This is a genomic window from Streptomyces cyslabdanicus (genome assembly GCF_052663305.1).
On sequence record NZ_JBQRUW010000016.1, the window covers coordinates 336,327 to 354,747 of the forward strand.

Consider the following 18,421-nt stretch of genomic DNA (forward strand, 5'->3'; position numbering starts at 1 on the left):
ATGCCCACGGCGCGCGGTGCGCACACGAGCGCAAGGAGGTATACGGGGCGCGTTCGGCGAAGCACGGCACGTCACGTGCGGGGGAGTGACGAGTCCCCCGGGATGCTTTACAAGTAAAACACCTGCTAAGGTTATGGGTATGAGCAGTGTGCCCCCCACCCCCCTGAGCCGGGTCGCCCGGCGTCTTCCGCTCACCGGCGTGCTGCGGCTCGGCCGCCCGTCCGACATCTGGTTCAAGCCCGCCCTGAGCGTCGTCGTCTCGGTCGCCCTGCCCAACTTCACCCTGCTCGTCCTCGGCCGGCTCGACCTCGCCATGTACACGATGGCGGGCTCGCTGTGCGCCCTGTACGCGCACAACCGCCCCTACGCCGCCCGGGCCCGCGCCCTGGCCTGGGTGGTCCTCGGCATGATCGGCGGCCTCGCCGTCGCCCTGGTCACCGCCTCGCTCACCACCGCCCCGGTCGTCCTGGTCACCGTGGGCGCCCTGATGGCCGCGGTGCAGAAGGCGCTGTGCGACGCCACCCGCATCGGACCGCCCGGCAACGTCGTCCTCACCTTCATCAGCTCCGCGTCCCTCTTCGCCCCGCAGACCCTCGGCCAGGTCCCGGCCCATCTGGCGCTGGCCCTCGCCGCGGCGGCCTGGGCCTGGCTGGTCGGCATGGCGCCCGGGCTGCTGCGCCCGCACGGCCCGGAGCGCCGTGCCACCGCGCAGGCGCTCAACGCGGCCGCCGCCCACGCCGCCACCTCAGGCACCGGCGACGGCCACGCCCGGACCCGCGCCGCTGCGGCCGCCGCCGTCCAGGCCGCCTGGCAGGCGCTGCTGTCCACCGGCGCCCGCACCGCGCCCCGGCGCGCCCTGGAGCGGCTCGTCGTACGCGCCGAGGTCGCGCTCGCCGCCCCGGCGGACGCGGACCCCGAACGGCTGCGCACGTGGGCCCGCGAACTGTGCGGGACCGGGCCGATCCCCGAGGCCGGCCAGACGGCGGCGGACGCCGACGAACTGCTCGGCGTGGACGCCGAGACCTCCGCCCCGCACCGGCCCTGGTGGAGCCGGCTCGGCCCGCTCACCCCGATCGTGGTGCGCACCGCGCTGGGCTGCGCCCTCGCCGGCTACGCCTCCCTGGCGCTCGGTATCGGCCGCCCCTACTGGGCCCTGGTCACCGCCGCCTCCCTGTACCAGGCCAACCTGACCCTGACCTGGAAGCGGGGCATCCAGCGTGTGGTCGGCAACCTCGTCGGCGTCCTCGTCTTCGCCGCCGTCGCCCCGCTCGCGCACGCCAGTGGCCTGGCCCTCGTCCTGCTCTGCCTGGCCTTCAACTTCGGCGCCGAGGCGCTGATGGGCCGCAACTACTGGCTCGGCAGCATCTGCGTGACCCCGCTCGCGCTGCTCGTCATCGAGTTCGCCGGGTACCACGAGGCGGGTGAGCTGATCACCGAGCGGGCCGTGGACACCGTCGTCGGCGCGCTGGTCGGCTTCGTGGCCGCCGTCGCCGTCACCAACCGCCGCGCGGGTGACCGCATCGAGCACGCCCTGGCCGCCGTCGACCGGGCCCGCGAAGGGGCCGCCCGCCTGCTCGCCGAGGACCGGCCCGCGCCCGCCGCCCTGGAGTCCGCCCGCCGGAGCCTGGCCGCCGCGCTGGCCGACCTGCGCGCCACCGCCGACGCCGCGTCCGGCGAGTGGTGGCAGCGCGCCCTGCCCCAGGAGCGGGTCGTGCTCACCGAGCAGTCCGCACACCGTACGCTCGCCGCGACGATACGACGCCAGGGCCTGCACGTCCCGGCGAGCACGGGCGAGACGACGGAGGACGTACGGCCATGACGGCGAGGAACGGACGGCCGGCCCACGGGGAGACGGCGACCGGGGACGAGGCGCACGAGCGGGCCCGGTCCACGAGGACCGGGCCGGGCGACGACACCGTCGCCGGCGTGGTCCGCCAGTGGCGGGCCGTCCACCCCGACCTGGACACCGCGCCGATGGAGATCATCGGCCGGATCAACCGCTGCGCCGCCCTCCTTCAGCAGGCCGAGGACGCGCCTCTGCGCCGGGCGGGTCTCAGCAGGCCCGAGTTCGACCTGCTCGGGGCGCTGCGGCGGACCGGGGACGAGCTCACCCCGAGCGAACTGACCCGCGAGACGTTCTCCTCGGGGGCCGCCGTCACCAAACGTCTGAAGCAGCTGACCGAACGCGGTCTGGTGGAGCGCCGCGGCGACACCCGCGACCGCAGGGTCGCCCACGTCCGCCTCACGGACGCCGGACGCGACCTCGTCGACGGCATCCTGCCGGAACAGCTCGCCTACGAACGGGCCGTCCTGTCCGGTCTGGCCGGACAGGAGCGGGACGGCCTGGCCGCACTCCTGGGCGAGCTGCTCGGCCGGCTGGAGGGGCGCCCTGGCGCCCTGCGCCTCTGATCCGAACTCTCCCGGGGACCGGAAACCGGGGGCCGGGGGGACCTCAGCTTTCCTGTACGGACCGGTAGAGGCCGAAGGCCGCGCCCTGGGGGTCCCGCAGGACCGCGATACGGAGGCCGTCCGGGAGCGAGGTGGGCTCCAGCAGGGCCTTGGCACCGGCCCGTACCGCGATGTCGGTGGTGGCGTCGACGTCCTCGGCCGCGAAGTAGGGCAGCCAGTGCGGCGGCACATCGGCCGGGAAGCGGTCGTGCATCGCCGTCACCCCGCCGAAGTCCTCGCCGTGCAGACCCCACTGCGTGTACCACTCCGATGCGTTGACGCTCCAGCCGAACACGCTCGTGTAGAAGTCCCTGGCCCGCCGGGGATTGCGGGTGACGAGTTCCACCCAGCCGAGCGAGCCGGGACGGTTGAACACCCCGGCACCGGAGAACTCCCGCGCCTGCCACATCTGGAAGGCGGCGCCCGACGGGTCCAGGGCGATGGTGAAGCGGCCCTCGTCGTAGATGTCCCGCGGGCCGTGGATCACCGTCCCGCCGGCCTCCACCACCTTGTTCGCCGCGGCGTCCGCGTCGGCGACGGCGAACGAGACGTTCCACGCGACCGGCTGCGACCTCTGGTACAGGGGCGTGATCGCGGCGACCGGCGCGTCCCCCAGATGAGCGAGGCTGTAGCCACCCGAGGCCAGCCGGGGGTCGCGGCGCATGCGCCAGCCGAAGACCTCCGTGTAGAACCGCGTGGACGCCTCCAGGTCGCTGGTGCCCAGTTCCGCCCAGCAGGGTCCGCCGACCACCGGTTTGTCGAACTCCATGGCATCCTCCGGGAAGCTCGTTCCCACCCACCAGCACGCTAGCCCCGGCCGCCGGAGCGGGCCAGTGGGAACGTTCCCGGACCACCGGTGCCCGAGCCCGGCTCAGATCCCCGCCCGGAACCGCAGCGGATGGTCCGCAGGCACCTCGACGAGCACGATGGGCGTGCCGTCCGGATCGGCGATCCACATCTCGATCAGGCCCCACGGCTCGCGCACCGGCTCACGCGTGATCTCGACGCCCTTGGCCCGCAGTTCCTCGCCGGCCGCCGCCACGTCCTCGACCTGGAGCCACAGCCGCAAGGAAGAAAACGGCGGGTCGACAGAGCGCCCGGAGAGCTCCAGGAAACCGCCACCGAGGAAGTAGACGGTGCCGCGCTCGGGCCCCGTGCCGAACTCGCGGTGGACGGCGAGGCCCAGCTGCTCGCCGTAGAAGACACGGGAGCGCTCGGGGTCCGTGGGCCGGACCAGTGTCCGGCTGCTGAGTACGTGCACCATGCACCCCGACCCTAGTGGCAGGATGTCGCTGGCCCCGTCCGACAGCGCCCGAACCGAAAGGCACGCCCGATGAAGACCGCCGCCAGCGGACTGACCTTCCGTGACGCCCTCGACACCGATGTCGACACGCTGGTGCACCTGATCGAGTCGGCGTACCGCGGGGACTCCAGCCGGGCCGGCTGGACCACCGAGGCGGACATCCTCCAGGGGCAGCGCACCGACCCCGAGGGCGTGCTGGAGGTGATCAAGTCGACCGGCAGCCGACTGCTGACGGTCGAGCGGGACGGCAGCGTGGTCGCCTGCTGCCAGCTCGAGCACAAGGGGGACCACGCCTACTTCGGCATGTTCGCCGTGAGCCCCACGTTGCAGGGCGCCGGCCTGGGCAGGACGGTCATCGCCGAGGCCGAGCGCCAGGCCCGGGAGGAGTGGGGCGTCAAGGAGATGCACATGACCGTGATCTCCGTACGCGAGGACCTGATCGCCTGGTACGAGCGCCGCGGCTACCGCCGTACGGGAAGGACGACCCCCTTCCCGTACGGCGACGAGCGCTTCGGCATTCCGCAGCGCGACGACCTGGAGTTCGAGCTGCTGGTCAAGGAACTCGCCTAGGCGGAGCTCCGTGCAGGGGGTCAGGCGGTGAAGCGGCCGGTGAGCTTGATCTCCGGGTAGTCGGTGGTCGCGCCGTCCAGCTCCAGGGCGCGGACCAGGCGCAGATGGTCCAGGGTGTTGACGACCCAGCCGATGATCCTCAGGTCCGCCTTCCGCGCGTGCTCGACGATCTCGAGGGTGAGCCGGCGGATGTTGAGGCAGACGGTCTCGGCGCCTGCCGCGGTGGCGCGGGCGACGACCCCGGAGTCGTAGCGGCTGGCCACGAGCGCGGTGCGCACCCCCGGTACCAGCCGGGCGATCTCGGTGATCGCCTCGTCGTGGAACGAGGACACCTCCACGCGGGAGACCAGGTCCCGCTCGTGCAGGACCTCGGCCAGTGCGCGGGCCGCGGCCACGTCCTTGATCTCGGCCTGGAGCGGGGCCCGCACCGCGTCGAGGACCTCCTCGAAGACCGGGATCCGCTCACCGTGGCCGGCGTCCAGGGAACGCAGCTCGGCGAGTGTTTTGTCGGCGATCGCGCCGCTGCCGTCGGTGGTGCGATCCACCTCGTCGTCGTGCATGACGACGAGCGCGCCGTCCTTGCTCAGGTGCAGATCGAGTTCGATGACGTCCAGGCCGGCCTGCTGGGCGGCGACGAAGGAACGGAGGGTGTTCTCGGGCTCGACACCCATGACTCCGCGGTGACCGATGGTAAGGAAGTTCAAAGTTCAACTCGCTTCCGTCGACGGCGGCTCGGCGCGGCGCGGAGCGGACGGACCTCGTCGTCCGCGCGGTAGTGACGCAGCCTAATGGCCCCCACGCGGGTTGAACCCCCGCGTACACGGTGCAGTGGGGTGACGGCTCGCGGGAACGGGGGCGCATCCGCCGCGGCTCTCGCTCCGGCGTGGGCATGTGGGCGACGTGGCGTCGATCACCCGAACGGCCGATCGGATCTGCCCCTGTCCGGGTGTACAGCAGGAAAATAGGCGGTGACCATGGCTACACGCAGAATTTTTTCCCGGGGGCGCCCTTGCTGGGAGAAACCCTGTATGTATACGGTCGTCCTACGCGAGGTTCTCCCGTGGAGGATGAGACATGACGGAAATTCTTGTGCAGCTGGGTGCGGAGGGAAAGGTTCCTTCGGTGGCCAGGGTGGTTGACCATCCGGCGTGGCCCGTGCTCAAGGATGCCGTGGAGCGAATCCGGCCCTGGCAGTCGAAGGACGGCTCGATCGACTTCGCGGCCGAGGGCGCCCCGGGCCGTGCCGACGCCGACGCCGCCGTGCGCCTCGTGATCGACGCCGTCGAGGAACTCTCCCCGCTGCTGCCGCACGACGCCGCCTACCACGAGGCGCTCGTGGGGGACCTGCGCCGCTGGGCCGAGGGCGGCTTCGAGGTGCCGGACTTCCTGGACTCGCTGCTGGCCTTCCAGCCCGCCGCGCACCGCGTGGACGGCCTCCAGCACCTGGTCGTCTTCCCCATGTACACGCAGAACGGCAACCCGGACCGCAACCTGGAGGCGGTCGCGCTGCGCATGGTCTGGCCCCAGTGGCTGGCCGAACTGGAGCGCACCCGCTACGACAACCCGCTGTTCTGCGGCATCACCTTCGAGGACTTCACGGGCGGCTACGACACCAACTCCGCCGTGCTCTTCCCGGAGACGATCGCCGTGCGCGAGGCGCCGGAACGGTTCTCCTGGGGCGGTATCTTCTGCGACCGCGAGGCCGCCCGCTTCCGCCGCGTCACCGCCGCCGCCGTCGACCTCCTGGGCCTCGACCTGCCCGAGGACATCGCCGCCATGGTCCACGACCAGAAGCGCTGCGAGGAGGCCTTCGTGCTGTGGGACATGGTCCACGACCGCACCCACAGCCACGGCGACCTGCCGTTCGACCCGTTCATGATCAAGCAGCGCCAGCCGTTCTGGATGTACGGCCTGGAGGAGCTGCGCTGCGACCTCACCGCCTTCAAGGAGGCCGTGAAGCTCCAGGCCGACGGCGTCGCGCAGGCCCGTGACGTGCAGTACGCGGTGCTGTTCGACCGCATGTTCCGCTTCCCGGTCACCGGCGAGCGCGTGCGCAACTACGACGGCCTCGGTGGTCAGCTGCTCTTCGCCTACCTGCACAAGCACGACGTGGTGCGCTGGACCGACAACAAGCTGACCATCGACTGGGAGCGCGCCCCGCAGGTCACCAACCAGCTCTGCGCCGAGATCGAGAAGCTGTACCGCGACGGCATCGACCGCCCCAAGCTGGTCCACTGGCTCGCCGGCTACGACCTGGTCTCCACCTACCTCGCTCCGCACCCGGGCTCCAAGTGGGCCAAGGGCCCCGACGCCCTGGACCTGACCCAGCCCCCGCGCAAACTCGTGGATGACGTGCTTCCGGACGAGTTTCCGCTCAGCATGTTCTACGAGGCCTTGTCCAAGAAGCTGAAGAACGTGATCGCCGGAACCAGGGGCATCACCGCGGACAGCGCCGAGCGGGTCGCCGCGTGAGCGGCCGCGCAACCGGGAACACTGCACAGGAGGCGAGGAACATGGTGGGGAACGGGGCTCTCAGCGGTGCGGTGATCGCGGTGGCCGGCGCGGGCGGCCCGGCCGGCCAGGCGGCGCTGCGCAGGCTCGCCGAGGCGGGAGCGACCGTCGTTGGCGCGGACAACGACCCGGAGCGGCTCTCGCAGGCCGTGGACGCCGCCCGGTACGCCTCCGGCGGCGCCAGCGTCACCGGGGACACGGTCGACCTGCTCGACCTCCAGTCCACCCGCGACTGGGCCGCCCACATCGAGAAGGACTTCGGCCGGATCGACGGCCTGGTCCACCTCGTGGGCGGCTGGCGCGGCAGCGAGACCTTCACCAAGACCAGCCTGGACGACTGGGACTTCCTGGAGCTGCTGCTCATCCGCACCGTGCAGCACACCTCGCTGGCCTTCCACGAGGCGCTGCAGCGCAGCGAGCGCGGCCGGTACGTCCTGATCAGCGCGGCCGGCGCCAGCAAGCCCACCGCGGGCAACGCGGCCTACTCCGCCGCCAAGGCCGCCGCCGAGGCGTGGACGCTGGCCATGGCCGACTACTTCCGCAAGGCAGGAAAGGCCGAGGGCGCCGAAGGGCCGACGTCCGCGGCTGGGATCCTGGTGGTGAAGGCGTTGGTGCACGACGCGATGCGCGCCGACCGCCCCAACGCGAAGTTCGCGGGCTTCACCGACGTCAAGGACCTGGCCGACGCCATCGTCGACGTGTGGAGCAAGCCCGCCGCGGAAGTGAACGGAAACCGTCTGTGGCTCACCGAGAAGCCGTGAACCCTCCCAGGACCGACGCGCGTCGTCACCACGACCCCGAGGTCCGCGGGTTCGCCAGCGACAACTACGCCGGAGTCCACCCGGAGGTGCTCGCCGCCCTGGCCCTGGCCAACGGCGGGCACCAGGTCGCGTACGGCGAGGACGACTACACCGGGAACCTCCAGCGGATCGTCCGCAGCCACTTCGGCGCCACCGCCGAGGCGTTCCCGGTGTTCAACGGAACCGGCGCGAACGTCGTGGCACTCCAGGCGGTCACCGACCGCTGGGGCGCGGTGATCTGCGCGGAGAGCGCGCACATCAACGTCGACGAGGGAGGCGCCCCCGAGCGCATGGGCGGCCTGAAGCTGCTCACCGTGCCCACGCCCGACGGCAAGCTCACCCCCGAGCTGATCGACCGTCAGGCGTACGGCTGGGAGGACGAGCACCGGGCGATGCCGCAGGCCGTCTCGATCACCCAGAGCACCGAACTCGGCACCCTCTACACGCCCGAGGAGATCCGCGCCATCTGCGAGCACGCGCACGCGCGGGGCATGAAGGTGCACCTGGACGGCTCCCGGATCGCCAACGCGGCCGCCTCCCTGAACGTGCCGATGCGGACGTTCACCAACGCGGTCGGCGTCGACATCCTCTCCCTGGGCGGGACCAAGAACGGCGCGATGTTCGGCGAGGCGGTCGTCGTCCTCAACCAGGACGCTGTCCGCCGGATGAAGCACATCCGCAAGATGAGCATGCAGCTCGCCTCCAAGATGCGTTTCGTGTCGGTGCAGTTGGAGGCGCTGCTCGCCCAGGACCTGTGGCTGCGCAACGCCCGGCACGCCAACGGGATGGCGCAGCGGCTCGCGGAGGGCGTGCGTGCCGTGCACGGCGTGGAGATCCTCTACCCGGTGCAGGCCAACGGCGTCTTCGCCAAGCTCCCGCACGAGGTGAGCGAGCGTCTCCAGAAGCGGTTCCGCTTCTACTTCTGGGACGAGGCGGAGGGCGTCGTGCGCTGGATGTGCGCCTTCGACACCACCGAGGACGACGTGGACGCGTTCGTGGCGGCCCTGAAGGAGGAGATGGCGCGCCAGGACTGATCACCCTCTGATCACCCTTGACCCCGTCGGGTCGCCCGCCCCCGGGTGGGCGCGGACCCGATCGGCGAGTTGGCGGTAAACGATCGTTGAGAGCGGTGAGGGGCGTCGGTAAGGTGCCATGCACGCACCGCTCTGATCAACTGCCCGCCCTCGGAGGACAGGAGGCCCCCTGGTGGAGCCCGTCCCCCTCTGGCAGCGGCAGTTGAGCGCCTCACCGCGCACCGCTCCAAGAGCGGGTGCGAGGTGGTGAACCGTCGGCGGGCACCGTCCCCGGCGTGGAACCCGACGGGGAAGAGCACCGATGAGTAGCGCGTCCAGGGCGATGCGAAGGCTCAGCGCCCAACTCGTCGGAAACCTTCGGCCACCGGCCGAGAACGAGGACGTCACCGTCGCCATGGGCCAGGTCCTCAGCCAGGTGCGCGGCCGACCGGTCCGGCTGCACAAAGCGGTGTTCCCGCCGGCTTCTACGCCTGCGGGCTCACCCTTCTTCTGGTCTGCGCTGTGAAGATCCCCGCCCTGCTCCGCAGGCGGCACCACACGTTGTTGCGCGCGGCCTGGGCCCGTCTCCTGTTGATCTTCAACTGGCGGACGGCTCCCCCGGAGCAGACCCGGCGGTTCTCATGCCTGTGCGTGACCCATGGCTCGCAGGACCGCCGTGTACGACGCCCTCCTCACGCTGACCCCGTACTGCGATCCCGCCGTCCGCGCGGCTGCCTACGAGGCAGCGCTTCGCAACGGCGACGACACGTCCCGCGCGGCGGCCACCGCCGACGCGGCCGTGATCCTCGTCGCGCGCGACCGGCAGCGCGCCGACCCCGAACCACCCCAGGCCATGACGCGCACACCGGCAGGGCGCGCGCAGGGCCTGGTTCCTGTGTCCCGGGCCGTCACCTCGCCCGTACTGCCGGACCTCCTGAATCGACTTCGTGCCCCGAGGAAGGCAGCCCGCCATGAGTGAAGCCCCGCGCCACCGTCCCGTCCGCGCAGTCGTCATCGGGGGCAGCATGGCCGGCATGCTCGCCGCGGCAGCCGTCAGGGACCACGTCGACGCCGTCGAGATCGTCGAGGCCCACGAACTGCCCGAAGGACCCGAGCCGCGCACCGGTGTTCCCCAGGCCGTGCACATCCACATGCTGCAGACCGGCGGCGCCGAGGCGATCGAGGATCTCCTGCCCGGCAGCATCGACCGTCTGCTGGCCGCGGGAGCCCACCGCATCCCCGTCACCTCGAACATGGTCATCTGCTCTCCCGAGGGCTGGTACCGCCGCTGGCAGCACGCCACCCACTACCTGATCAGCGCGAGCCGGGACCTGCTCGACTTCGTCGTCCGCCAACAGGTCCTCGAAGACCCCCGGGTCGGCGTGCGCACGCGTACCAGGGCGGTCGGGCTGCTCGGTGACCGCCGTACCGTGACGGGCGTGCGGGTCCGCACCGCCGACGGGGCGGAGGACGAGATCCGTGCCGACCTGGTCGTCGATGCCTCCGGCCGGGCCACCCGCACGCCCCAGTGGCTCGCCGGACTCGGCGTCACCGGCCTCGCGCAGGACGACATCGACTCCGGTCTGGTCTACGCCAGCCGGATCTACCGTGCTCCCGTCGCCACCGACGACTGGCCCATGGTCGGTGTGCAGGCCGACCCGCGGCTGCCCCGGCCCGGCAAGGCGGGCGGCATGCTGCCGATCGAGGGCAACCGCTGGCACGTCAGCCTGATGGGTGCCCCCGGCGGGCATCCCACCCGTGACGCGGACGCCTTCGAACCCTTCGCCCGCACCCTGCGCCACCCCCTCCTGGCCGACCTCCTGGCCCACGCCGAACCGCTCACCGACGTCAGCGTCAGCCACAGCACCGCCAACCGGCGCTACCACTACGAACGGCTCACCCGCCGGCCGGAGGGCCTGGTGGTACTGGGAGACTCGGCCGCGGTCTTCAACCCCGTGTACGCGCAGGGCATATCAGTGGCGGCGCAAGGCGCCCTCGCCCTGCGCGAGCTGCTCTCGGGCGGCCTCACCACGGGGCTCGCCCGCCGCGCCCAGCGCGCCATCGCCCGCCCCATCGACCACGCGTGGGCTCTCGCCACCGGACAGGACATCCACTTCGCCACCACGAAGGGCAAGAGCCCGACCCTCGCCGACCGCCTCCTGCACCGTTACGTCAGCCGCCTGTCCCGCACCGCGACAGGTTCCTTCCGCGCCGCGACGGCGCTGACCGACGTCCTCGCCCTGCAGGCCGCGCCCACCACACTCGTCAAACCCAGCGTGTTGCTGTCAGCCCTCCTCGGCCCCCTCCGTCCGCCACTCGACGGCCCCCAGCTCACTCCGGCCCAGCGTGAACTTCTGAACAGCCCGAACAAGCCGGCGAGAGATTCCGACTATGCATAGGTATGCATTAAAGGGCAAAGTCATTGACCGGTGAGCGGTTGCGTTCCTATGCTCTGCGGGTATGGAGCTGATCCAGCACACCTCCGACCTCTCCGCCTATCTGGCCGCCGACGAGGCGATCGACCATCAGCATCCGGTGGTCCGTGAGACCGCTGCCCGCCTTGCGCAGGGGGCGGCGGACTCGTATGACTATGCGCGTGTCGCGTACGAGTTCGTGCGTGACGCCATCCCGCACTCGCAGGATGCGGGCGACCCGCGCGTCACCTGGCGCGCCTCCGACGTCCTCCGCCTGCGCACCGGCATCTGCTACGCCAAGGCCCATGCCGTGGCGGCGCTGCTGCGGGCCGAGGGCATCCCGACGGCGCTGTGCTACCAGCGGCTGACGCGGGACGAGGGCGGTGGGCACGTGGTGCACGGACTGGTCGCGGTCCGGTTCAACGGAGCCTGGCACCGGCAGGACCCGCGCGGCAACAAGCCGGGTGTCGACGCCCGGTTCTCCCTGACCGGCGAGCGCCTGGCCTTCGTACCCGACCTGAAGTCCAACGAGCTGGACTGCCCAGTGCTGTACGCTGAACCACACCCGGCCGTGCTGGCCGCCCTCACGGCCGCTCCGGACCGGCCGCGGCTGTGGAAGACGCTCCCTGCCGCACTCTGACCGCGAGGCGGGAGAACATGGCACTGACACTCACTGTGTCCGACGAGGTGCGCGCACTCGCGCCCGGCTTCACCCACGTGGCCGTCGAGGCCCACGGGCTGGTGGGCGGACCGAGCACCGAGGCCTCCTCGGCGCTCCTCGACGACGCCGCACGCCGTCTGGCGGCACGCCTCGACGGGCGCGCCCCGCACGAGGACCCGCACATGGCCGCCTGGCGCGAGACGTACACGGCGTTCGGCTCCAAGCCCTCCCGCACCCGCAACTCGGCCGAGGCGCTGGCCCGGCGGGCGCTGACCGACGCGGGCCTGCCCCGCATCAACCTGCTCGTCGACCTCTACAACGCCATCAGCGTGGCCCACCTCGTCCCCGTCGGCGGCGAGGACCTCGACCGGATCCAGGGCGGCATGCGCCTGGTGCGCGCCGGCGGCGATGAGGACTTCGTGACCGTCGCGGGCGGCGAGGAGACCGTCGAGCACCCGGACGCGGGCGAGGTGGTGTGGTGCGACGGGGCCGGCGTGACCTGCCGCCGCTGGAACTGGCGCCAGGGCCCGCGCACCCGCCTCACGGAGCAGACCACGTCGGGCATCTTCCTGCTGGAGAGCCTGCTCCCGATGCCGGTGGCCGACGTGCAGGCAGCGGCGGCCGAACTCGCCGAACTGCTGGAGAAGTTCAGCCCGGGCGCCGAGGTCACCGTACGGCCGCCCGCGTCCTAGTGCCGCGACAGGCAACGTTTGCCCCGTCGCGACGCCCGGCACTCCCCCAAGCTCTTCGAGCAGGGGGGACCCCCAGAGCACGCACCGGACGCCGCTCCTTGACGGGCGCACGTTGCCCGCCGCGGCACTAGGAGCAGGCCTGTCCGTCATCTTCCCGGTCTGCTGTGCGACGCCGGGACCCGGCGGGCCGACCGCGCGGCTGCGCCGGGGTCAGTGCGCAACAGGCCCAGCGGGAAATCGGTCCGGGGTCAGTGCGCCCCGGCCGTGCGGAGTTGGTCCGGGGTCGGGGCCGTGCCGCCGAGGTGGGCGGGCATCCACCAGGTGTCGTCGGCGGACCGGGGGCGGACCGGGTAGGCGCGCTGGGCGGCCTCCAGGAGTTCCTGGACGCGCTCGCGCAGCTTGCGGGTGAGGGCGCCCGCGTACTGCTCGCGGGAGGCCTCCACGGCCTCGCCCACCCGGATCGTGATCGGGATGTGGCTGCGCCTGAAGTTGCGCGGGTGGCCCTTGGTCCACAGCCGCTGCGTGCCCCAGACGGCCATCGGCACCAGGGGGACGCCCGCATCCTGGGCCAGGCGGACCGCGCCCGACTTGAAGCTCTTCAGCGTGAACGACTGCGAGATCGTGGCCTCCGGGAACACCCCGACCACCTCGCCGGACTTCAGTGAGTCCAGCGCCCGCGCGTACGCCGCCTCGCCGTTGGCGCGGTCCACCGGGATGTGCTTCATGCCGCGCATCAGCGGCCCGGAGATCCGGTGCCGGAAGACCGACTCCTTCGCCATGAAACGCACCAGGCGCTTCTGCGGGAGCGCCGCGAGCCCGTTGAAGACGAAGTCCAGATAGCTGATGTGATTGCTCACCAGCACGGCGCCGCCCGTGCGCGGAATGTTCTCCGACCCCTGGCAGTCGATCTTGAGGTCCCACGCCTTGAACATCGTACGGGCGAGACCGATGACGGGGCGGTAGACGAGCTCTGCCATGAGCGGGACGGACCCTTCTGTCTGCCAGGGAAGGGGATCCCGGCGGAAGTTACGCTGCCGTAGGTCTACGGCCTGTCGCAGATCGTGCCCCAAGAACGGCCCGGGAGCCAGCCCACGTGCCCGTCCACGGCGAGATCCTCGTCACGTCACCCCTGAGATTCCGCCCGACGGCCCAGCGGGGGTGTATGTGTCCAGGGGTGCCGGCCTTGGCGGCCGCCCGGGGAAGCGTTCCGGCCGCCGGGAATCTCCGCGCCCGCGCGGACGCTGACACGGAAGGCGTGTTCGTGAAAGCGCGGCGGCGGAACAGCGGAACAGCGGAACAGCGGAACAGCGGGACAGCGGGAAAGGGGAGAACGGGCGTGCGGGGATGTGACGAGGGCAGGCGGCTCGGGGCGGCCGAACTCGGTGAGGGCCTCGGCGCGCGTGCCACACTGGTGCAGTTCTCCAGTGCCTTCTGCGCTCCCTGCCGGGCGACCCGGCGGATCCTCGACGAGGTGGCCGGCATGGTCCCCGGGGTGGCGCACGTCGAGGTCGACGCCGAGGCCCGGCTCGACCTCGTGCGCGAACTCGGGATCCTCAGGACGCCGACCGTGCTCGTCCTCGACGCGGACGGCCGGGTGGTGCGGCGGGCCGCCGGACAACCGCGCAAGGCGGACGTCATCGCGGCCCTGGGGGAGGCGGTGTGAGGCCCCCGTCCGTGACGGTGGGGCAGTTCCCGCATCCCGGGACGTACTTGACTGTGCACGCCAACTATCGTGAGCCTGACCGCATGCCCTCGGAACTCCTTCTTCTCGGGCGGCCCCGCGTCGACCCAGCCCACCACACGAGCGTGCGCCGTCCGGGCTGTTGAGCAGCCGCGGATTCCGCTCGTCCGACCAGCAGAAGGACGACTCCATGACGGCCACGTCCGGCCTGGGTGCCTTCGGCACCGTCCAGTCCGCCTCCCCCCAGCTGCTGCGCTCCGTCTTCCGGCGGCATGCGGCGGGCGTCGCGGTGATCACCGCTCGGGGCGAGACCGGTCCGGTCGGCTTCACCGCCACCTCCCTCACCTCCGTCTCCGCCGAGCCCCCACTGCTCTCCTTCGGCATCGATACCGGCGGCTCCAGTTGGCCGGCCGTCGCCGCGACCGACCATGTCGGCGTCCACATACTCGGTGAGCACCAGGAGGACCTGGCCGCCACCTTCGCGCGCAGCGGTGCCGACCGGTTCGGAGCGCCGACGGCGTGGCGCGAGGGCCCCGAGGGGGTGCCCGTCCTCGACGGGGTGCTCGCCTGGCTGGTGTGCCGGGTCGTCACTCGGGTGCCGGCCGGGGACCATCGCATCGTGCTGGCCGAGGTCGTCCTGGGCGACCCCGCGGGCGCCGGCCGCCCACTCCTCTATCACCAGGGCCGCTTCGGCGCGCTGCGTGATTGATCACCCCGCCCCTCTCCTGCGAAGCCGTTCGGTTCCGGTTACGCTGCGTTGCGAAGGTCACAGTTCAAAGCGCTTGCTCAGTGGGCATGAACTGGGTGTACTGACGAGTAATATTCCGCTCGGAGCGCGCGGTCGCCCTGACCGGGATCGGCCGCTTCAGGCGCCTATGCTGCCTCCAGGAAGGCAGCCCAGAGAAGACGATGCAGTAGGAGAGCCGGCGTGAGCTTGAGGATCGTTGTCACTGTGAAGTACGTGCCCGACGCCACTGGCGACCGGCACTTCGCCGATGACCTGACCGTCGACCGTGACGACGTGGACGGTCTGCTCTCCGAGCTGGACGAGTACGCGGTCGAGCAGGCGCTGCGGATTGTGGAGGAGTACGACGGGGACGGCGACGCCGAGGTCACCGTTTTGACGGTGGGTCCGGAGGACGCCAAGGACGCGCTGCGCAAGGCGCTGTCCATGGGTGCCGACAAGGCGATCCACGTGGAGGACGAGGACCTGCACGGCACCGACGCGATCGGCACCTCGCTGGTGCTGGCCAAGGCGATCGAGAAGGCCGGCTACGACCTGGTGATCTCCGGTATGGCCTCCACCGACGGCTCCATGGGTGTGGTTCCGGCGCTGCTGGCCGAGCGCCTGGGCGTCCCGCAGGTGACGCTGCTGTCCGAGGTGTCGGTCGAGGACGGCACGGTGAAGGGTCGCCGGGACGGCGACGCGGCCTCCGAGCAGCTCGAGGCGTCCCTGCCCGCGGTCGTGTCGGTCACCGACCAGTCGGGCGAGGCCCGTTACCCGTCCTTCAAGGGCATCATGGCGGCCAAGAAGAAGCCGGTTCAGTCCTGGGACCTGTCCGACCTGGACATCGACGAGGACGAGGTCGGTCTGGAGAACGCCTGGACGGCCGTCGACTCCGCCGCGGAGCGTCCGGCCCGCACCGCGGGCACGATCGTCAAGGACGAGGGCGAGGGCGGCAAGCAGCTCGCCGAGTTCCTCGCGAGCCAGAAGTTCATCTGAGCCCGCAATCCGCCGACCGCCCCCCTTCGCAAGCAGGAGAGAAGAAGTCCCATGGCTGAAGTCCTCGTCTACGTCGACCACGCAGGCGGTGCCGTCCGCAAGCCGACCCTGGAGCTGCTGACCCTGGCCCGCCGCATCGGCGAGCCGGTCGCCGTCGCCCTCGGCGCCGGTGCCGCGGACACCGCCGCGACGCTCGCCGAGCACGGCGCGGTGAAGGTCCTCACCCACGACGCGCCCGAGTACGCCGACTACCTGGTCGTGCCGAAGGTGGACGCCCTGCAGGCCGCGGTCGGGGCCGTCTCCCCTGGCGCGGTGCTGGTGCCGTCCTCCACCGAGGGCAAGGAGATCGCCGCCCGTCTGGCGCTGCGCATCGGTTCGGGCATCATCACCGACGCCGTCGACCTGGAGGCCGGCGACGAGGGTCCGGTGGCCACCCAGTCGGTGTTCGCCGCCTCGTACAGCACCAAGTCCCGTGTCTCCAAGGGCACTCCGGTCATCACGGTCAAGCCGAACTCGGCCGCCGTGGAGGCCGCCCCGGCCGCCGGTGCCATCGAGGCGCTGGACGTCACGTTCTCCGACCAGGCGACCGGCACGAAGGTCACCGGCCGGACGCCGCGCGAGTCGACGGGCCGTCCGGAGCTGACCGAGGCCGCGATCGTGGTCTCCGGCGGCCGTGGCGTCAACGGCGCGGAGAACTTCGCGGTCATCGAGGCGCTCGCCGACTCCCTGGGCGCGGCCGTCGGCGCCTCGCGCGCCGCCGTCGACGCCGGCTGGTACCCGCACACCAGCCAGGTCGGCCAGACCGGCAAGTCCGTATCCCCGCAGCTGTACATCGCCAACGGCATCTCCGGCGCGATCCAGCACCGGGCCGGCATGCAGACCTCGAAGACCATCGTCGCGGTCAACAAGGACCCCGAGGCCCCGATCTTCGACCTGGTCGACTACGGCGTGGTCGGCGACCTGTTCCAGGTCGTCCCGCAGCTCACCGAGGAGATCAAGTCCCGCAAGGGCTGATCCTCCGGCATCGACCGAGGCCCCCGTGCCCCGCCCTCTCCGGGTGGGACGCGGGGGCCTCGGCTCGTCCTGGCGGCCCACCCTCCCGAGCGCACCCTCCCGGGCTTCGACAGGTGATCCCCGCCTCCCGCGCGCCAGGATGAAGGCGTGGGCGGTCGCGGAAAGACGGTGTTGACCCACGGGAAGATCCACGGATAACTTCGTTCTGCGGATTATTGATTCCATGAAGCGGAAAGCAGGAGGGTGTGGAATGGGTCAGGGCCAGCAGGAGAACGTGGCGACGAGCCTCGCGGGCGCCGTCAGCGAGGAGATCAGCGCCTCCCTCGCGCCGGTCGACGCCGAACTGGAGCGTCGCTACCCGGGCGACCCCGGCACCCGCCAGCCCGTGCACACCGTCTATGTTCCGGGCGACGTCTTCGACGCCGGCACCGTCCGCTCCTGGGGCGACCAGGCGCTCGCCGCACTCGACGAACACGCCCCGGACGCGGCCTCCTTCGCCGCCGTCCTCGGCCTGAGCGACGACCTGGCCGCTCCCGTGTACGACCGCGTCCGCGCCAAGCTGGAGCGGGAGCCGATCGAGGACCTGCGGATCGACTTCGAGGACGGCTACGGCCCCCGCCCCGACGCGGAGGAGGACGAGGCGGCCGCCCGCGCGGCCGGACTGGTCGCCGAGGCGTACCGGAACGGGACGGCCGCACCGTACATGGGCATCCGTATGAAGTGCCTGGAGGCGGCGGTCCGCGACCGGGGCATCCGCACCCTCGACATCTTCCTCACCGGCCTGATGGAGGCGGGCGGCCTGCCCGAAGGGCTGGTCCTGACCCTGCCGAAGGTGACCTACCCCGAGCAGGTCACCGCCATGGCCCGGCTGCTCGAGGCCTTCGAGAAGGCCCATGGGCTGGCGCCGGGGCGGCTCGGCTTCGAGGTCCAGATCGAGACCAGTCAGTCCATCCTCGCCGCCGACGGCACCGCCGCCGTCGCCCGGATGATCCAGGCCGCCGAGGGCCGCGCGACCGGACTGCACTACGGCACCTTCGACTACAGCGCCTGCCTCGGTGTCTCCGCCGCCTACCAGGCCAGCGACCATCCGGCCGCCGACTACGCCAAGGCCGTGATGCAGGTCGCCGCGGCGGGCACGGGCGTACGCGTCTCGGACGGCTCCACCAACGTCCTGCCGGTCGGCCCGACCGAGAAGGTGCACGACGCCTGGCGGCTGCACTTCGGCCTCACCCGCCGTGCCCTGGCCCGCGCCTACTACCAGGGCTGGGACATGCACCCCGGCCACATCCCGACGCGGTACGCGGCGGTGTTCGCCTTCTACCGCGAGGGCTTCGAACAGGCGGCCGCCCGGCTGGCCCGCTACGTCAGCCGGGCCGGCGGCGACGTCATGGACGAGCCCGCCACCGCCAAGGCGCTCAGCGGCTACCTGCTGCGCGGTCTGGACTGCGGCGCCCTCGACTCCGCCGAGGTCACCCGGCTCAGCGGCCTGACCCGCGCCGACCTGGAGTCCTTCGCCGCCCCACGCCGCGGCGACCTCACCGCGTCGGCGCAGTAGCCGCACGGCCCACCGCCAGGAGCGTGACCAGGGACC

Annotated in this window: 19 protein-coding genes; 15 read left to right on the plus strand and 4 right to left on the minus strand. The window is 71.7% G+C overall.

Features of this window, described 5'->3' with window-relative positions; translation table 11 throughout:
- Positions 1-139: 139 nt before the first annotated feature.
- Together ACTYVM_RS12045 and ACTYVM_RS12050 are read left to right on the plus strand one after the other, a co-directional pair.
- Entirely contained in the window at positions 140-1,819 is a 1,680-nt protein-coding gene (locus tag ACTYVM_RS12045; RefSeq protein ID WP_445525911.1) for an FUSC family protein, read from the plus strand.
- Complete coding sequence (locus tag ACTYVM_RS12050; protein WP_445525912.1) at positions 1,816-2,409, plus strand: MarR family winged helix-turn-helix transcriptional regulator; 594 nt, start codon at positions 1,816-1,818, stop codon at positions 2,407-2,409. The genes ACTYVM_RS12045 and ACTYVM_RS12050 overlap by 4 nt, the downstream gene beginning before the upstream one ends.
- 43 nt (positions 2,410-2,452) lie before the next feature.
- Here ACTYVM_RS12050 and ACTYVM_RS12055 read toward each other — a convergent pair whose 3' ends face one another.
- The gene (locus ACTYVM_RS12055) at positions 2,453-3,217 is read right to left on the minus strand and encodes a VOC family protein (RefSeq protein ID WP_445525913.1); all 765 of its coding nucleotides are present in this window, start codon (positions 3,215-3,217) and stop codon (positions 2,453-2,455) included.
- Positions 3,218-3,319: 102 nt separating this feature from the next.
- Entirely contained in the window at positions 3,320-3,712 is a 393-nt protein-coding gene (locus ACTYVM_RS12060; protein WP_445525914.1) for a VOC family protein, read from the minus strand.
- Positions 3,713-3,781: 69 nt separating this feature from the next.
- Between ACTYVM_RS12060 and ACTYVM_RS12065 the strand changes: the two genes are divergently transcribed.
- Positions 3,782-4,321 (plus strand): GNAT family N-acetyltransferase, encoded by a 540-nt coding sequence (locus ACTYVM_RS12065; protein ID WP_445525915.1) that lies wholly within the window; start codon positions 3,782-3,784, stop codon positions 4,319-4,321.
- 20 nt (positions 4,322-4,341) lie between these two features.
- Here the strand turns inward: ACTYVM_RS12065 and ACTYVM_RS12070 are convergent, their stop codons facing one another.
- Positions 4,342-5,025, minus strand: a complete 684-nt coding sequence (locus ACTYVM_RS12070) for a glycerophosphodiester phosphodiesterase (RefSeq protein WP_445525916.1) — start codon at positions 5,023-5,025, stop codon at positions 4,342-4,344.
- 370 nt (positions 5,026-5,395) lie between these two features.
- Between ACTYVM_RS12070 and ACTYVM_RS12075 the strand changes: the two genes are divergently transcribed.
- From ACTYVM_RS12075 to ACTYVM_RS12105, 7 genes are all read left to right on the plus strand, one after another.
- Positions 5,396-6,793 (plus strand): DUF6421 family protein, encoded by a 1,398-nt coding sequence (locus ACTYVM_RS12075; protein WP_445525917.1) that lies wholly within the window; start codon positions 5,396-5,398, stop codon positions 6,791-6,793.
- A 44-nt stretch (positions 6,794-6,837) separates the two neighbouring features.
- Positions 6,838-7,593 carry an SDR family NAD(P)-dependent oxidoreductase gene (locus ACTYVM_RS12080; RefSeq protein ID WP_445525945.1) on the plus strand — a complete coding sequence of 252 codons (756 nt, stop codon included), beginning with the start codon at positions 6,838-6,840 and terminating at the stop codon, positions 7,591-7,593.
- Positions 7,590-8,666: a threonine aldolase family protein gene (locus ACTYVM_RS12085; protein ID WP_445525918.1), complete on the plus strand. Its 1,077-nt coding sequence runs from the start codon at positions 7,590-7,592 to the stop codon at positions 8,664-8,666. The genes ACTYVM_RS12080 and ACTYVM_RS12085 overlap by 4 nt, the downstream gene beginning before the upstream one ends.
- Positions 8,667-9,303: 637 nt before the next feature.
- A complete protein-coding gene (locus ACTYVM_RS12090; protein ID WP_445525919.1) occupies positions 9,304-9,624 on the plus strand; it encodes a DUF6545 domain-containing protein in 321 nt (106 codons plus the stop codon).
- A complete protein-coding gene (locus ACTYVM_RS12095; protein WP_445525920.1) occupies positions 9,617-11,044 on the plus strand; it encodes an FAD-dependent monooxygenase in 1,428 nt (475 codons plus the stop codon). The genes ACTYVM_RS12090 and ACTYVM_RS12095 overlap by 8 nt, the downstream gene beginning before the upstream one ends.
- 61 nt (positions 11,045-11,105) lie before the next feature.
- Complete coding sequence (locus ACTYVM_RS12100; RefSeq protein WP_445525921.1) at positions 11,106-11,699, plus strand: transglutaminase-like domain-containing protein; 594 nt, start codon at positions 11,106-11,108, stop codon at positions 11,697-11,699.
- A 17-nt stretch (positions 11,700-11,716) separates the two neighbouring features.
- Positions 11,717-12,412, plus strand: a complete 696-nt coding sequence (locus ACTYVM_RS12105; RefSeq protein WP_445525922.1) for a B3/B4 domain-containing protein — start codon at positions 11,717-11,719, stop codon at positions 12,410-12,412.
- A 248-nt stretch (positions 12,413-12,660) separates the two neighbouring features.
- Here the strand turns inward: ACTYVM_RS12105 and ACTYVM_RS12110 are convergent, their stop codons facing one another.
- Entirely contained in the window at positions 12,661-13,389 is a 729-nt protein-coding gene (locus tag ACTYVM_RS12110; RefSeq protein ID WP_445525923.1) for a lysophospholipid acyltransferase family protein, read from the minus strand.
- Positions 13,390-13,673: 284 nt separating this feature from the next.
- Between ACTYVM_RS12110 and ACTYVM_RS12115 the strand changes: the two genes are divergently transcribed.
- The 5 genes from ACTYVM_RS12115 (at position 13,674) to ACTYVM_RS12135 (ending at position 18,385) form a co-directional block, all read left to right on the plus strand.
- On the plus strand, positions 13,674-14,075 hold the full coding sequence (locus tag ACTYVM_RS12115) for a thioredoxin family protein (RefSeq protein ID WP_445525946.1): 402 nt from the start codon (positions 13,674-13,676) through the stop codon (positions 14,073-14,075).
- Between the two features lie 208 nt (positions 14,076-14,283).
- Positions 14,284-14,802 carry a flavin reductase family protein gene (locus tag ACTYVM_RS12120; protein ID WP_445525924.1) on the plus strand — a complete coding sequence of 173 codons (519 nt, stop codon included), beginning with the start codon at positions 14,284-14,286 and terminating at the stop codon, positions 14,800-14,802.
- Between the two features lie 219 nt (positions 14,803-15,021).
- On the plus strand, positions 15,022-15,816 hold the full coding sequence (locus tag ACTYVM_RS12125; RefSeq protein WP_445525925.1) for an electron transfer flavoprotein subunit beta/FixA family protein: 795 nt from the start codon (positions 15,022-15,024) through the stop codon (positions 15,814-15,816).
- A gap of 51 nt (positions 15,817-15,867) precedes the next feature.
- Positions 15,868-16,830, plus strand: a complete 963-nt coding sequence (locus ACTYVM_RS12130) for an electron transfer flavoprotein subunit alpha/FixB family protein (protein WP_445525926.1) — start codon at positions 15,868-15,870, stop codon at positions 16,828-16,830.
- 250 nt (positions 16,831-17,080) lie between these two features.
- Positions 17,081-18,385, plus strand: a complete 1,305-nt coding sequence (locus ACTYVM_RS12135; protein ID WP_445525927.1) for a DUF6986 family protein — start codon at positions 17,081-17,083, stop codon at positions 18,383-18,385.
- Positions 18,386-18,421: the final 36 nt, after the last annotated feature.